The sequence below is a fragment of the Providencia sp. PROV076 genome (assembly GCF_028483405.1).
Classification (GTDB): Bacteria; Pseudomonadota; Gammaproteobacteria; order Enterobacterales; family Enterobacteriaceae; genus Providencia; species Providencia huaxiensis.
In genome coordinates, this window is sequence record NZ_JAMPRR010000017.1 from 183,035 (window position 1) to 199,758 (window position 16,724).

The following is a 16,724-nucleotide window of genomic DNA, read 5'->3' on the forward strand; positions in this document are numbered from 1 at the left end:
AAAACATAAATATATTTAATGCCATATCTACTGTGTCTTTTAGATAAAGATAAATATAAAAAGCATTTATAGTCAATAAAATACGCGACCAAATACTATTTAGTCGCGTAATAATGAAATAACAGTTTTGCTTCTTTAGGGGTATAACAGTCCCTTTGGTACAATCAAAATACCAAATGAAAAGCAGATATCGTTAATAACGAGATAGTCTTTAGACTTTCAGTAATTCAGGGTAATACATACGTTTAATTGCGAGCTCTAAACCTCTAACTTCCGCTAAACCTTTCAAGCGACCTATGGCGGAATAGCCTGGATTGGTCACTTTTTTCAAATCATCTAAAATTTGGTGACCATGGTCTGGTCTCATTGGAATCGGTGCAAGCCCCGCAGCATGGCGTTTTTGTTCAACCGCTAAAATGGCTTTAACCACTTCAAACATATCGACATCACCTGCAATATGATTGCCTTCATGGAAGGTATTTGGGTTGTTTTCTCTCACCGTTGAACGTAAGTGTGTGAAATGAATACGATCACCAAATTCATTAATCATTTTTACTAGGTCGTTATCGGCTCTTACGCCATAAGAACCTGTGCACATAGTAAACCCATTATGAATACTATCGCAGCTTTGCTTAATAAACCGCATATCTTCAATGGTAGAAACAATACGAGGCAAACCTAAAATTGGTCGTGGAGGGTCATCAGGGTGAATAGCTAAAACCACATTTTCTTCTTCACAGACAGGGACGATTTTCTGCAAGAAATAACCTAAGTTCTCACGTAACTGATTTTCATCAATATCATTATACAGCGCCAAGCGCTCACGGAATTGGTCTAATGTATAACCTTCTTCCGCACCTGGTAACCCTGCAATGATGGTTTTAATCAGGTTTTCGATATCATCAGATGACATATTGGCATAATACTCTGCCGCTTCTTTAACTTCTTGTTCTGAATAACTCGCCATCGCATTTTCACGTTTTAAAATATGAATTTCAAACGCAGCAAAAGCAATATTATCAAACCGTAACGCTTTGGAGCCATCCGGTAGGGTATAAGCAAGGTCAGTACGCGTCCAATCTAAAATTGGCATAAAATTATAGCAAATGGTTTTAATACCACAGGATGCTAAATTACGAATACTTTGTTGGTAATTTTGAATATAGAGATCAAAATTACCTTGTTGAGTTTTAATATCTTCATGAACAGGAATACTTTCCACGACAGACCAAACTAACCCAGCATCTTCAATGATAGCCTTACGCTTTAAAATCTCCTCGACACTCCAAACTTCACCATTAGGAATATGGTGGAGCGCAGAGACGATCCCCGTCGCCTCTGCTTGCCTAGCATCACTTAAAGAAACAGGGTCATTAGGGCCGTACCAACGCCACGTATGCTCCATGAGTACTTCTCCTTCGATTATTCAAAAATAGTCTGATAAGGAATTGTTTCAAATAGGTAACCATCAAAATTGGGGTCATCAAAATCAGAAAGCTGCATTAGCGTATTTTTGACATTCTCTAAATGCTGCCACATCTCTTTTTTAGCCAATTCAGGATCACGTTTTTGTAGTGCATTTAAAATATTTTCATGATCAATCAACCACTTCTTCCGGTAAGTCGTATTGTCGATATGCTCATGTAGTTTATCCCACATAGGGCTTTGTAACCGCACAGCCCAGATATCATCAATAATCTTCGCCATCATGTCGTTCTTGCTTGCGCGAGCAATCAACACATGAAACTTATGATCATTAGCATCGTCACTTTCATTATTCGCGACTTTGATTCGCTCATCTTCTAATAATGCGCGGATCTCTTGGATATCGGCTTTTGTTGCTGACAAAGCAGCACATGCAGCTATCGCACTTTCAATCACTTGGCGAGCTTGCAGTATTTCAAAAGGGCCATGGTCTAAACTTTTAACTTCATCAATTAACAGATCTGGGTGGTTGATGACATAAACACCAGAACCTTTCTTGATAGAAACCAATTTTTCAATTTCCAACATGATGAGTGCTTCACGTACCAATGAGCGACTAACATCATATTTTTTAGCGATCTCACGCTCCGGCATTAAACGACTTCCTATCGGATATTCACCAGATGCAATGAGCTCTTTTAACTGCTGACCTAGGTATTGGTACGAGCGGTATTGAGTTTTCATATATATGTACAACGCGTTGTCGAATTAAATTTAGTTCTTCCATTGTAGATTATCGTCCCTCACTTCAATGGTCAACCAATTTATCCACTATTTCCGCAAAATTAGTTAACCAATTTGTGATCAGATTCACTTATTGTCGTCTTTTTAGCCATTGTTTTTTAATTTATCGATTGATAGAGTGAAAAAAAGAAAATTTGGTTAACCAATAAATAAACCAGTTTGCGTGATTATGGGTAATTTGGTTGATCAGTTGGTTAACAAGTAATAGGGATTTAGGCCAAAATGAAAATCATAAAAGCAGAAGTCTTTGTATGTAGCCCCGGTCGTAATTTTGTCACATTAAGAATTACCACCGATGAAGGCGTATATGGGCTAGGTGATGCCACCCTTAACGGGAGAGAACTCTCAGTGGCATCCTATCTTCAAGATCACCTCTGTCCTCAGTTGATAGGCCGTGATCCACATAAAATCGAAGATATTTATCAGTTCTTCTATAAGGGAGCCTATTGGCGCAGAGGCCCAGTTACGATGTCCGCTATTTCTGCGATTGATATGGCACTGTGGGATATTAAAGGCAAAGTTGCCAACCTTCCGGTTTATCAATTACTCGGTGGCGCTTCTCGTGAAGGCGTGATGGTTTATTGCCACACCACGGGTACCGATATTGCCGAAACACTAGATAACTACGCAAAATATAAAGAAAAAGGTTTTAAAGCGATCCGTGTGCAGTGCGGCATCCCAGGAATGGCAACCACATATGGGCAAAGCAAAGGGAAAAATCTTGCTTACGAACCAGCGACAAAAGGCCATCACCCTGAAGAGCAATTTTGGTCAACCGAAAAATACCTCGATTTTATGCCAAAACTGTTTGAAGCCGTACGGGACAAATATGGCTTCAATGAGCACCTTTTACATGATATGCACCATCGCTTGACCCCTATTGAAGCGGCTCGCTTCGGTAAAAGTATTGAAGATTATCGATTATTTTGGATGGAAGACCCAACACCAGCGGAAAACCAAGCTTGTTTTAGATTAATTCGTCAACATACCGTCACCCCAATCGCTGTAGGTGAAGTTTTTAATAGCATTTGGGATTGTAAACAATTGATTGAAGAGCAACTCATCGATTATATCCGCACCACAATCACGCATGCTGGCGGGATCACAGGTATGCGCCGGATTGCTGATTTCGCTTCACTTTACCAAGTCAGAACCGGTTCTCATGGTCCATCTGACCTATCCCCAATTTGCCATGCTGCCGCCTTACACTTTGATCTATGGGTACCCAATTTCGGTGTTCAAGAGTTTATGGGCTACTCCGAAGAAATGTTGTCCGTATTTACGACTAACTGGACGTTCAACGATGGTTATATGCACCCAAGTGATAAGCCCGGTTTAGGTATCGATTTTGATGAAAAACTGGCAGCGAAATACCCATACAACCCAGCTTATCTTCCAGTCGCTCGTCTCGAAGACGGCACGTTGTGGAACTGGTAATTTTTATTTTATTCGGAGTCAAATATGAAAGCTGTAAAATCGGTAGTAATTAAAGAACCCAATACGTTATTGATTGAAGAACGTTCAGTTCCTGAACCGGCTGAAAACCAAGTACGAGTAAAAGTTCGCTTAGCCGGTATTTGTGGTTCTGACAGCCATATCTACCGTGGCCATAACCCATTTGCAAAGTATCCACGTGTGATTGGCCATGAATTTTTTGGTGTCATTGAAAAAGTGGGTTCAGACGTAGATAGCAAACGCGTTGGTGAACGTGTCTCTATCGACCCGGTCCTTAGCTGTGGTCATTGTTACCCATGCTCAATTGGTAAACCAAATGTGTGTGAAACACTAGAAGTATTAGGTGTTCATACTGATGGTGGGTTCACTGAATATGTCAATGTCCCTGCAGCCAATGCTTATATCATTCCTGATTCAATCAGTGATGAGTGTGCTGTTACCGTTGAGCCATACTCTATTGCCGCCAACGTGACTTCGCATGTTCATCCAACTCAAGATGATGTCGCATTAGTCTATGGTGCAGGTACAATTGGCTTAACCTGTGCGCAGGTTCTCAAAGGGGTTTACCAAGTCAAAACCTTAATTATGGTTGACCGCGTGGCTGAGCGATTAGCAAGAGCAAAAGATTGTGGTGCTGATATTGTCATTGATAACTCACAAACCCCATTACCAGAGCAACTCAAAGCACTGGGGCTTCGCCCAACGTTAGTACTTGATGCAGCTTGCCACCCCGCTATCTTACAAGAAGCCATCTTGATTGCGTCCCCCGCAGCAAGAGTTTCGATTATGGGCTTTTCAAGTGAAGCAAGTGCCGTTACACAGCAAAGTATCACCAGCAAAGAGATTTCATTGTTTTCTTCACGCTTGAATGCCAAAAAATTCCCAGAGGTGATTAGCTGGATAGAATCTAAAAAAATTGACCCAACGAAAATCTTGACACATCAGTTCCCATTCACTGAAGCGCAAGAGGCAATCTTAACCTTTGAAAAAGACCAGAAGACCTGCTGTAAAATTCTTTTAACCTTTTAATTTAATTAAAAAAACTAAATCCGATTTTGGATACTACCCTACGTGATTAATAGGATAATAATATGAATACTCAGTCAATTGACCCATCAGGGAAAGTGGAACGCAACTCTGGCGATCTGACCAAAGCTGCCGTTTCAGGCTGGCTAGGAACCGCTCTAGAGTTTATGGATTTCCAGCTTTACTCGTTAGGCGCAGCACTTGTTTTCCATGAAATATTTTTCCCTGAACAATCCGCTTCAATGGCATTAATTCTTGCAATGGGAACTTACGGTGCCGGATATGTCGCACGTATTGTTGGTGCGGTTTTCTTTGGTCAAATGGGCGACCGGATTGGTCGTAAAAAAGTACTCTTTATCACCATCACCATGATGGGGGTGTGTACTACACTAATCGGGGTATTACCGACCTACGCACAGGTAGGTATCCTCGCCCCGCTATTATTAGTTCTTTTGCGAATAATTCAAGGCTTAGGAGCAGGCGCTGAAATTTCAGGCGCAGGAACCATGCTGGCAGAATATGCGCCAAAAGGCCGCCGGGGTATTGTGGCTTCATTAGTAGGTCTGGGAACAAACTGCGGCACATTAAGCGCCACTGCGATTTGGGCGGTTATGTTCTTCTGGTTAGACAAATCAGACTTACTGGCGTGGGGCTGGCGTGTACCATTCTTGGCAAGCTTCGTGGTAATGCTGTTTGCAGTATGGTTACGACTGAACCTGAAAGAAAGCCCTGTATTTGAGAAAGTGCAAAATACGGAAGAACAAGAAGCCAAAACTGCAGTACAAGCACCACCGAAAGAAAGTTTCTTTGCCATGTTCAAGTCTAAAGCATTTTGGTTAGCGACTGGTATTCGTTTCGGTCAAGCAGGTAACTCTGGGTTAATTCAAACTTTCTTAGCGGGGTATTTAGTTCAAAGCCTATTGTTTGATAAAAGCATTCCAACTGATGCAATCATGATCAGCTCGGTTGTCGGTTTCCTGACTATTCCTGTTATTGGTCTGATATCCGATAAATTTGGTCGTCGTATTCCTTATATTATTCTTAGCTTATCTGCCATGTTGCTCGCCTATCCGATGTTATCTGTCATTGTGGACGGCGCAAACAGCGTTAGCTTGATTACCATCTGTATTATTATCGTTCATAACTGTTCAGTACTCGGATTATTTGCCTTAGAAAATATTACGATGGCTGAAATGTTCAACTCACGTAACCGCTTCACCGGTATGGCTGTGGCCAAAGAAATTGGCGGCTTAATTGCCTCTGGTTTAGGCCCAGTTCTCGCAGGTATTTTCTGTAGCATCACCGGAAGCTGGTGGCCGATTGCTATCATGATCATCATTTACTCCGCCATTTCATTAATCAGTGCCATCATCATGCCTGAAGTGAAAGATCGTGATTTAACCAGCACGTTGGATGCAGTTGAAGAGGCTGAACAACAAAAAGGTAAAGTGAAATATGCAACTGTCAACCAATAACCTAAACCAATTACCCGCCACTATCAAAGTACCAAGCTATGATAGGGAACAGGTAAAGGTAAAAATGCTTCACTTAGGTTTCGGCGCGTTCCATCGCGCCCACCAAGCCATCTTTGCAGATATCTTAGCCACAGAACAGCAGAGTGACTGGGGTTTTTGTGAGGTCAATTTAGTCGGTGGTGAGCAACAAATTGAGGATTTACTCGCTCAAGATTGCCTTTATAACGTAGTTGAAATGCAAGGTGATAACTGGCAAACCCGTACGGTGGGGGTGGTAAAAGAAGCATTACACCCGACTATTCATGGAATTGATGCCGTTATCAATCGTATGTTAGACCCTAACATTGCCATCGTTTCCATGACGGTTACTGAAAAAGGCTATTGCTATGTACCTGCGACAGGCTCGATTGATTTTGCTAACCCCGCAATCGCACATGATTTAGCCTCACCAAATGCCCCGAAATCATTACCGGGCCTGATTGTTGAAGCCTTAAAACGCCGTAAAGCACTGGGTATTGCACCATTTACAGTCATGTCCTGTGATAATATGCCTGAAAATGGCCATATCACGAAAAATGTCATTTTAGCGATGGCTGCAAAACAGGATATCGCACTGGCAAATTGGATTGAAACCAATGTCACTTTTCCCTCTACCATGGTGGATAGAATTGTGCCTGCCATGACACCAGACACTGCAGAGAAAATTCAATCTCAACTGGGCCCTATCGTCGACAAAGTCGCCATTGCCTGTGAACCATTTCGCCAATGGGTGATTGAAGACAATTTTGTCGCGGGTCGTCCTGAGTGGGAGAAAGCAGGCGCTCAGTTAGTTACAGATGTCATTCCATTTGAAGAAATGAAGCTGCGCATGTTAAATGGTAGCCACTCTTTCCTTGCTTATTTAGGTTATTTAGCTGGTTACCAATACATAAATGAATGCATGCAGGATAGCGCGTATGAAAAAGCCGCTTATCACCTGATGGTCAATGAGCAGGCACCAACGTTATCCATCAAAAATGTGGATTTACCCGCCTATGCCAATGCCCTGATTGAGCGTTTTAAAAATACGGGGTTGAAACATCGTACTTGGCAAATCGCGATGGATGGAACGTTGAAATTATCCCAACGTTTACTCGATTCTATCCAAATACATCTGAAAAAAGGCCAATCATTTGATTATTTAGCCTTGGCTGTTGCAGGATGGATGCGTTATGTCAGCGGAAAAGATGATCTCGGTGCAGAAATTCAAATCAGCGACCCACAGGCAGTAAAATTAGCTGAGCTCGTTGCAAATAGCACTGATGATGAAAGCCGTGTTCGCGCACTGCTTTCTCTCAACAGTTTGTTCACCGAAGAACTGGTTAATAATTCGTTGTTTACTGAAAAGGTGACAGCATTCTACCTTTCACTACGTGATAACGGTGCCAAGAAAACGGTTGAAGCACTCAACCACCAACACGCCTTGTAACAACATCTTAGCAGGCGGGGCTCTCCCCGCCTCTTTCACCCAAACTAGTTAGAATCTATTGGCATTCCTTTATTTTCTTTCGAAAACTGGTGGCCAAAGAAAAATATCAAACATAGTGGGATTAATGTGGCAAATAAAGCATATTCCTTTACATAATCAGCCAATAACACCATCATGAAAGCCCCGCCAGCAAAACCCAATAGCGTCAGAAAGTAACAATAACTTTTATATAACGCGCTTTTTCTTTCTTGGCCTTTAAATGCAATGGACTCTGCCAATGAACTAAAGCCTAGTTGTACATTCAAAGTAACCGCAATATTGCCATATAGCATGCCATTAATCTTATGAAACGCATTACCTTGCATTCCGGCAATAAAAGAAAGAGCCCAAACAGCATGAAACCCATTAGAGTGAACATTAAAGAAAAAAATATAAACAATGAGTAATAATAAAAGGACAATTTCCAGTGATAATAATGTAAATGTCCATGTTTTTTCATCGGTATTATAGCGGTAGCGGATCCATGCCAACAGCATTGCCCCCGCACCAAAGGAAATAATGGAAACAATATAAGGCATCACTGCGGTTAGGCCATGCTTAGCAAACTCATAACCTAACATAATAATATTGCCTGACTGAAAAGTAGCGAATGATTTAGTCGTAAAGAAGGCATATCCATCGAGCATTCCTGACGCAATAGCTAATAAAAATGCGATCGTAGGTAACTGCATAAAAGGAACTTTTGGAGAGGAAATCATAGTTTACTTACCTGTCTTGATGATTCTTTTTCTGACTGACTTAGTCGACTAATAATCGAAGTGATATATACCGTAAAAATAGGAAAAACGGTCATACCCGTGGCTGCCAAAATAGTTGTAATCACTTTCCCTGCACTCGTCACTGGAATAATATTTGAACCCAGCGTGGTAACCGTCATTGCGGCCCACCAAATGGCGTCCCCATACGTCTTAACATCAACATTAAGCCCCCGTTCGAAAATATAAAAAATTAAGCTAATAAAATAAACCGTTGAAAAGAGTAAAATCATATAAGATAAAAATAGTGCTGTCGTATTTCGCTTAACAACCATCATCATAAGCATGACAAACGCTGCACCACCACGAAATAAAGGAATAAACCGAATAAGATAAATTTGCTCCTCAGTAAATTTTATCGCGGTGTTATCCAATATAGTCAAATATGGAATAGATAACAGAACAATAATCGCGTATTTTTTAACAAACTTTTTTTTATTTTTTGAAATAAATAAAAAGATAAAAAAATCACAGGTAAAATAGATGCAGATCCAAAATTGAATATCAAAATAGATTGATCGCTTGAGGAAGGGGTCATGATTAAAGGTTTCAATAGAAATACTCGCAATTAAAATCAACGAGGCAACAACCCCTAAAAAGTGGAGTGTTTTAATCCATGTTTCTTGACTACCAAACTGTCGAAAAGTCAGCATATTAATAATCTAAATATTGAAGCCATTAATAGGGCTCTTATTCGTGATAAGATCCCGTTGCTATCTTTTTAATAACAACGGGATGATATAAACATTACTGCGTTAGTGGAGGAAACCAAATAGCTTGCTGACCACTCACCAACCGTTCTTGGTTAATCCAAGTAAAAGGAGCGGGTACCTGAGCTTGCAAACGTACATCTTCAGCCCCTCGTTGTGCTATCAATGTTGGAGTAAGCACGACAGGCTCTGGCCCATAAATCGCGGCTGACGTAGAATCACGTTCGTTTCGCCCGCCACAAACCACCCATAACTGGTTTAATGTAGCGATGGCATAAGGAATAAAATCGGCACGCCCTGTCGGTGGCTCTTCAACCGAAAAAAGATGGCTATCAATCTCCACTTTTAAATCACTCGGCATACCCGCTGGCGCAGCAAGAATATCAGCGCGTAACGTACTATATAACCCCCCTAACTCAGGTACGTCTAATTCATGTGCGGCTGCCAGCGCAATACGGCCAATTGGCGTTGCTGTCACACTCACAGAACTACCCGCTGTTGCCCAGCCACTATCCCGCTCATTAAGATGTGTCACACGATAGCGCGCTAATATATCTCCTAACGGCCCTGCAAGTACTACCGTATGGAACAATCTATCCGTTTCAATTTCAGGGTAGCTTCCAACAATATACCCTTTCCCTTTTTGAGCGGCTTTACACAATGTTTGCTCGAAAATGCCACCTTGTTTTTCAGCATAAGACAAAACAATGTTGGGATCGTTGGTATAAGGTAGTGCGGAAAGCTCAGGAAGCACCAGAAGCTCGTTTTCCCCCACTTGAATTGAGTCTAGTTTAGAAACCGATTTTTCCCACTGCGCTGCAATAAGCGTCGTTTGTGTTATTGTTGACGTGGCATTGATATCTGTTGGGCTGCGATGAAAAGCGAGTGTTGGGAAATATAATTCAGGGCGACGCTTCGCCAGTAATGCATCGCGTTGTGTATCTGCTTCATCTAAATCAATTGTCGCACTGTATATACCATTTAGCCCGGGTTCTAGCTCTAGCGGGCTAAGCACTGGAGATTGAGCCACTTTATGTCCTGATGGCGCCCATATGCTCGAACCACCATTATAATAAAGCTGCCCTTTAGTAATTGGATTGGTTTCAATTCCACTACGTGTTGCACAAATTACCCAGACACCGTTAAAAGCACTCATATGCTGCACATGTGCAACGGTTGAGTGATCGCCAAGCATTTCGGCAGGAGTCGCATTCGGCATCATACGGTCGGATACGGAATGCCAACCAATGATTTGCGCCCCTTCTAATGCAGCTAACCGAACATATTGCCAGTAAGTATCATCATAACAAATCAATAATGCGATACGGCCAATCGGTGTTTCAAAGGTTTTAACACCGGTATTACCTGGTGCAAACACTTTTTGATCTTGAGAATTCAGGCCTATTTTACGATATTTACCAATAATGCCTTCTGGCCCCATCAAAACAGCGGAATTATAGGCTAGCCCTGTTTCGCTATCCCGCTCCGCGATACCGACACTCATATACATCCCTGTACGAGCCAATATAGGCAGTATTGCCGCTGTCGTTTTACCAGGGATGGTATCTAAATAAGGCGCTAATTCCGTAGAGTCAGAAAATAAATAACCACTCACCGCCGTTTCTGGAAATACAGCGTAATTAACCCCTTGAGCGGCCACTTTTTCTGTCGCTTCGACTAAACGTTGAATATTTCCATTTAAATCTCCCCATGCAGGAATAAAATCAACGGCTGCTACTTTACTGCTTTTTTTTATTTCAGCAATACTCATACAATAATCCTTATTCAAAGAATTTATTAGTAAATAAATAATTTTTTGCTATTGATAAAAATAAATATTAAATAGGAAATATATATCTATAATTCCATGTCATTTAGGTCATAATAGCCTGAGTGTAGCGGCTATATTTGAATGTATCGAACATCTAAATATAGCCGCCAATATTTATTTTCTTTTTTTAGAAAATCATATTAAGAGCGGATTTAATGTTATTAATTAAATAACATTACTTTTTGTCATTTCTATAATTTGTTCATCGCTATAACCAAGCTCTTTTAATACTTCGTTATTATGTTCCCCTAGCAATGGAGCACTTTTAATTTCAGGAATAAAGGCTGAAAACTTCATTGGGCAACCCACCGTTAAATATGAGCCTCGTTTTGGCTGTTGAACCTCAACAATCGAGCCACTACGACGCAAAGAAGGGTCATCCATAATTTCTTTCATACTTAATACGGCAGAACATGGCACATCAAACTGATCAAAATAATCGGTTAGCGCATGTTTATCTTTGTCTTTGGCGATCTCTTCGATTGCATCCCATACATCTTGGATATGGCTTGCGCGTGCCTGTGTAGTGGCAAAAGCAGGATCAGTTTTCCACTCGGGACGCCCAATGGCATCACAGGTATTTTCCCAATTATGGTCTTGATTAATAAAATAAATATAAGCATTTGGGTCGGTATCACTGCCTTTACACTTAAGCATCGTTCCTGGTTGTCCTCCCCCACTCGCATTACCGCCGCGGGGAACCGCATCACCAAATGTACCATTCGGATACTGTGGATACTCTTCAAGAAAACCCAGCTTTTCTAGCCGTTGTTGGTCACGCAGTTTCACACGGCATAGGTTAAGTACCGCATCTTGCATCGACATCGTCACACGTTGGCCTTTACCTGTTTTTTCTCGGTGCAACAGTGCCGTCAGTATGCCAATCAATAAATGCATGCCCGTATTACTATCGCCCAATGCTGCAGCACTTACCGTTGGAGGGCCATCAGGAAAACCCGTTGTCGATGCTGAACCACCAGCAGATTGAGCAACATTTTCATAGGCTTTCACATTCGCATACGGCGAGTTCTCATTAAACCCTTTAATCGAACCAAAAATTAACCGTGGGTTGAGCTCTTGGATGTACTCCCACGTAAACCCCATATGGTCGATAGCCCCCGGATGAAAATTTTCAACTAATACATCAGATTGACGTATTAGCTTCTCCATTACGGCTTTTCCCTCTGGCGTTTTGGTATTAAGCTCTAAAGAGCGTTTGTTACTATTTAACATCGTAAAATACAGTGCATCCACATCAGGGATATCTCGCAATTGATTACGCGTCACATCCCCAACCCCTGGCCGTTCAATTTTGATCACATCGGCACCGAACCAGGCAAGCATTTGTGTACAAGATGGGCCTGACTGAACCCCTGTAAAATCAAGAACGCGTATCCCATCAAGCGGTTTTGAAGAAGTCATAATTCACCTTTTTACAAAACTGCCATGACGTAATCTCTCACGCCATGGCAACTCATTTTGCCCCATTGACTCTTTCTATGAAACGAGTCGAGAGATGTAGATCCACGCTGGAGCAGCAATGATAAAACCAAGTACACTCACCGCCAGCGACGCTGTTCCTGTGCGGGTATACAGATTAAAGCGACTTGCAATAATGATCCCAGAGAAAGCAGGTGGTAACGCTCCGGCTAATACCATCATTTGCAGTTGCTCTGTTCCCATATTAAACATCATACCTGCCAGCAACATTAATCCTGGCATTAACACTAGCTTTAATAACGTGTTATAGACAATCTCACCATCGAATTCGAACTTATTCGCGGCCAATGTCAGACCGGCAGCAAATACCGCAACACCTGAGTTTGCTTTCGCGATTAAATCAAATGTCGGGTCCCAAACCGTTGGAATTTTCACACCAACCAGTACCAGTGCAGTCGCAAGTACTGGGGCCCATACGACAGGTTCTTTAAAGGCTGATATTAATGCATCCATACCGCCACCGCCCTTTTTACCTTCCGCATCAGACGGGTTCAGTAAGAATAAGCCAATCGGAATTGTAATGGCATTAACGATGATGGATATAATGGCAACAACTAACCCCGTTGAAACGGTTTCACCATAAATAGGGTCTAAAACCGCGAACCCTAAGAAACCAATTGTCGGAGAACCTGCAATTAATGCACATACTGCGGCTTCGCCACGACTATGTTTAAAAATATATTTACAGCTAAAAAATGAGAAAAAGAAACAAACAAGTAAGACTACAAATGAAATAATAGTCAATTTAGCGTCTGCAAATATCATTTCTCGATTAGCGCGTGCGATAGAAACAAATAATGCAGCAGGTAATGCGTAATTTAATACCAACTTATTAAATGCTTTTGCTTGGTCACTGGTAAACACATTTCGTTTACCACTCACATAACCTAATACCATAATAATAATGATAGGTAATAGGTCGCTCATAAAAATCTTATACATAAAATCAGCCATAAGACCCACCTATTTTTGGCAATAAGACCCCGTACGCCACTCATTAAAAATGAGCGCGTAGGGTTATCTTTGTTAGTTAACGTTATACTGCGTTAATTTTTTACGACAGACTTCGGATTTAAATTACCAATATGGCCACTTTCCGTTCCAACTGCAGGGTCAATAACAACATTTATCAAGGTTGGATGACCCGATGTTAAACCGGCCTTCAAAGCCTCCTGTACTTCTGCAGGCGTTGTTGCTTGATAGCCAATGCCACCAAAAGCCTCAATCATTTTGTCATAACGAGCGCCGCCCATTAAAACGGTAGGAGAAGGGTCTTGGTCACCATGGAGATTTACGCCATCACCACGGTAAATTCCGCCATTATTGAAAATCAAAATAGTGACAGGCAATTTGTAGCGACAAATCGTTTCAATTTCCATACCACTAAAACCGAATGCGCTATCGCCTTCAATCGCCACAACCGGCTTACCACTGGTTACAGCGGCACCGACTGCGTAACCCATTCCAACGCCCATCACGCCCCATGTTCCACAATCTAAGCGTTTGCGCGGTTGGTACATATCAATAATATTTCGTCCATTATCAAGCGTGTTAGCGCCTTCATTGACGACATAAACGTCTTGGTGATCGACCAGTACATCTCGGATTGCACGTAACGCATTGAAGTAATTCATCGGAGAAGTGTCAGTGTTTAACTTCACTGCCATTTTCTCGACATTAATTTTCTTGTGCTCATCAATGCTAGCGAGCCATTCCGTTGGGGATTTAACAGGGGTTGATTTAAGCCCTGCCAATAAAGACTCAATACTTGAATAAATATCACCAACAACGGGGGCGGTTATTGGCCGGTTACTATCAATTTCGGAAGGTTCAATATCTAACTGAATGAATTGCGTTTCTGGCGACCAGTGCTTGCCTTTACCATGGTCAAGCAACCAATTAAGGCGTGCGCCCATTAACACCACAACATCCGCACTGGATAAGGCATATGAGCGAGCAGATGCCGCTGACTGTGGGTGTGTATCTGGTAACAGCCCTTTTGCCATTGACATCGGTAAATAAGGGATACCGGTTGTTTCAATAAATTGGCGAATATTGTCATCCGCTTGGGCATAAGCTGCGCCTTTACCCAAAATAATTAATGGCCGCTTAGCCGATGCCAGCAACTTAAGGGCTTTATTTACTGAATCAGGTGATGGAATTTGTCTTGGTGCAGGGTCTTCAACGGTAAAAATGGTTTTATCCGCAGCGTCCTTATCCATCACGGCGGATAAAACTTCCGTTGTTAAATCCAGATAAACCCCACCCGGGCGACCTGATACCGAAGCGCGGATAGCCCGAGCTAGCGCGATACCAAGATCTTCAGGTTTATTCACACGGTAAGACGCTTTTACAAAAGGTTTTGCCGTGTTCATTTGGTCTAATTCTTCGTAATCACCCTGCTGCAAATCAATTATCGCTCTGTCGCTCGAACCACTGATTTGGATCATTGGAAAACCGTTGGTGGTTGCATTCGCGAGTGCCACCATGCCATTTAAAAAACCCGGCGCTGAAACTGTTAAACAGATACCCGGTTTCTGGGTAATAAAACCACTAATTGCAGCAGCATTACCCGCGGATTGTTCATGGCGAAATCCAATATAGCGAATGCCTTCAGCTTGCGCATGCCTTGCCATGTCCGTTACTGGAATTCCAACAACACCGTAGATTGTATCAATGCCATTTTTTTTAAGTGCATCGACAATGATATGCATACCATCAGTCAGGTTTTGGGTTTGATCAGCAGACATGTCTACCTCATAATTAACTGATTGAAAGATTAAAGGGAGCGATTTATCACTCCCAAATTTTTAAAGTTAGATCGCTTTGTTTGTACGCATAGCTGCAATTTCATCTGCGCTATAACCTAGTTCAGTTAGAACTTGCTCGGTGTGCTCACCCAGTAATGGCGCACTTTTGATATCCGGTGTAAAGGAAGAGAATTTCATCGGGCAACCCACCGTCAAGTAAGTTCCGCGTTTTGGCTGCTCAACTTCAACAATACTTCCACTCTTACGCAGAGATTGGTCTCGTGCAATTTCACGCATACTGAGTACAGGGGCGCAAGGTACACCGTATTTACTCAAATATTCGACCGCTTCATGTTTATCTTTATCCGCTAAGAATTTTTCAATTTCAGCAAAAATATCAAAGATATGAGGCTGACGAGCCTTTGGTGTATTGTAAGCAGGGTCAGTTGCCCATTCAGGCTTACCAATAGCGACACAGGTTTGCTCCCAGTCCTGTTCTTGGATAGTAAAATAAATATAAGCATTTGGGTCAGTTTCCCAGCCTTTACATTTTAAGATCCAACCTGGCTGCCCACCACCGCCTGCATTACCACCACGAGGAACAGCATCACCAAACGTACCATTTGGATATTGCGGGTATTCTTCAAGGTAACCAATTTTCTCTAAACGTTGCTGGTCGCGAAGTTTGACACGGCACAAGTTAAGAACAGCATCTTGCATCGACATAGTCACTCGCTGGCCTTTTCCTGTTTTCTCGCGATGTAATAGCGCGGCAAGTAAGCCAATCAACAAATGCATACCCGTATTACTATCACCTAACGCAGCGGCACTCACTAATGGAGGGCCATCCCAAAAACCTGTAGTAGAGGCGGCGCCACCTGCTGCCTGAGCAACGTTTTCATAAGCTTTAACATCTGCGTAAGGCGAGTCTTCATCAAAGCCTTTGATAGAGCCAAAAATCAGGCGAGGGTTTAGTTCTTGAATGTGCTCCCAAGTAAAACCCATATGGTCAATCGCACCTGGGTGGAAGTTCTCAACGAGGACGTCGGCCTGCTTAATCAGCCGCTCCATAACCTCTTTGCCTTCAGGTGTCTTTGTATTTAATTCCACTGAACGCTTATTACTATTAAGCATCGTGAAATACAGCGCATCCACATCAGGGATATCCCTTAATTGATTACGCGTGACATCTCCAACTCCCGGACGCTCAATCTTAATAACATCCGCACCGAACCATGCTAACATTTGAGTACAAGATGGTCCTGATTGTACTCCAGTAAAATCGAGCACTTTTATACCTTGTAAAGGAAGATCCATGTATTACCTCTTTATTTAGCCATCGTATATGGAATGGAATGAATTATATTTAATAGAAAATTTGAATTATTTTAAATACAATAACAATTCACTCCATTAAATTATATTCAATAATTATCAACTATTTGTATTAAATATCACTATCGAT

Annotated in this window: 13 protein-coding genes; 4 read left to right on the plus strand and 9 right to left on the minus strand. The window is 41.9% G+C overall.

The annotated features are described in order from the left end of the window. Positions 1-211: 211 nt before the first annotated feature. Complete coding sequence (gene uxuA, locus PSF67_RS12150) at positions 212-1,405, minus strand: mannonate dehydratase (RefSeq protein WP_272677001.1); 1,194 nt, start codon at positions 1,403-1,405, stop codon at positions 212-214. Between the two features lie 17 nt (positions 1,406-1,422). After that, complete coding sequence (locus PSF67_RS12155; protein ID WP_004906196.1) at positions 1,423-2,169, minus strand: FCD domain-containing protein; 747 nt, start codon at positions 2,167-2,169, stop codon at positions 1,423-1,425. A gap of 282 nt (positions 2,170-2,451) precedes the next feature. Between PSF67_RS12155 and manD the strand changes: the two genes are divergently transcribed. The 4 genes from manD (at position 2,452) to PSF67_RS12175 (ending at position 7,653) form a co-directional block, all read left to right on the plus strand. Continuing rightward, complete coding sequence (manD, locus tag PSF67_RS12160; RefSeq protein WP_272677002.1) at positions 2,452-3,666, plus strand: D-mannonate dehydratase ManD; 1,215 nt, start codon at positions 2,452-2,454, stop codon at positions 3,664-3,666. A gap of 24 nt (positions 3,667-3,690) precedes the next feature. Beyond that, complete coding sequence (locus tag PSF67_RS12165; protein ID WP_231068704.1) at positions 3,691-4,713, plus strand: Zn-dependent oxidoreductase; 1,023 nt, start codon at positions 3,691-3,693, stop codon at positions 4,711-4,713. Between the two features lie 62 nt (positions 4,714-4,775). After that, positions 4,776-6,185: an MFS transporter gene (locus tag PSF67_RS12170; protein WP_102140034.1), complete on the plus strand. Its 1,410-nt coding sequence runs from the start codon at positions 4,776-4,778 to the stop codon at positions 6,183-6,185. Then, a complete protein-coding gene (locus tag PSF67_RS12175) occupies positions 6,166-7,653 on the plus strand; it encodes a mannitol dehydrogenase family protein (protein ID WP_195697951.1) in 1,488 nt (495 codons plus the stop codon). Before PSF67_RS12170 ends, PSF67_RS12175 begins: the two co-directional genes overlap by 20 nt. Positions 7,654-7,697: 44 nt before the next feature. Here the strand turns inward: PSF67_RS12175 and PSF67_RS12180 are convergent, their stop codons facing one another. The 7 genes from PSF67_RS12180 to frc (PSF67_RS12210) all read right to left on the minus strand — a co-directional run bounded on the left by PSF67_RS12180 (position 7,698) and on the right by frc (PSF67_RS12210) (position 16,576). Beyond that, positions 7,698-8,411 (minus strand): YoaK family protein, encoded by a 714-nt coding sequence (locus PSF67_RS12180; protein ID WP_166267170.1) that lies wholly within the window; start codon positions 8,409-8,411, stop codon positions 7,698-7,700. Beyond that, positions 8,408-9,121 (minus strand): potassium channel family protein, encoded by a 714-nt coding sequence (locus tag PSF67_RS12185; protein ID WP_102140037.1) that lies wholly within the window; start codon positions 9,119-9,121, stop codon positions 8,408-8,410. Before PSF67_RS12185 ends, PSF67_RS12180 begins: the two co-directional genes overlap by 4 nt. A 94-nt stretch (positions 9,122-9,215) precedes the next feature. After that, positions 9,216-10,949 (minus strand): nitrilase-related carbon-nitrogen hydrolase, encoded by a 1,734-nt coding sequence (locus tag PSF67_RS12190; RefSeq protein ID WP_102140038.1) that lies wholly within the window; start codon positions 10,947-10,949, stop codon positions 9,216-9,218. 225 nt (positions 10,950-11,174) lie between these two features. Further along, positions 11,175-12,431 (minus strand): formyl-CoA transferase, encoded by a 1,257-nt coding sequence (gene frc, locus PSF67_RS12195; protein ID WP_166267174.1) that lies wholly within the window; start codon positions 12,429-12,431, stop codon positions 11,175-11,177. 75 nt (positions 12,432-12,506) lie between these two features. After that, entirely contained in the window at positions 12,507-13,451 is a 945-nt protein-coding gene (gene yfdV / locus PSF67_RS12200) for a transporter YfdV (RefSeq protein WP_004906833.1), read from the minus strand. A 104-nt stretch (positions 13,452-13,555) separates the two neighbouring features. Then, the gene (gene oxc, locus PSF67_RS12205; protein ID WP_102140040.1) at positions 13,556-15,259 is read right to left on the minus strand and encodes an oxalyl-CoA decarboxylase; all 1,704 of its coding nucleotides are present in this window, start codon (positions 15,257-15,259) and stop codon (positions 13,556-13,558) included. 66 nt (positions 15,260-15,325) lie between these two features. Beyond that, the gene (gene frc / locus PSF67_RS12210; protein ID WP_102140041.1) at positions 15,326-16,576 is read right to left on the minus strand and encodes a formyl-CoA transferase; all 1,251 of its coding nucleotides are present in this window, start codon (positions 16,574-16,576) and stop codon (positions 15,326-15,328) included. Between the last annotated feature and the right edge of the window lie 148 nt (positions 16,577-16,724).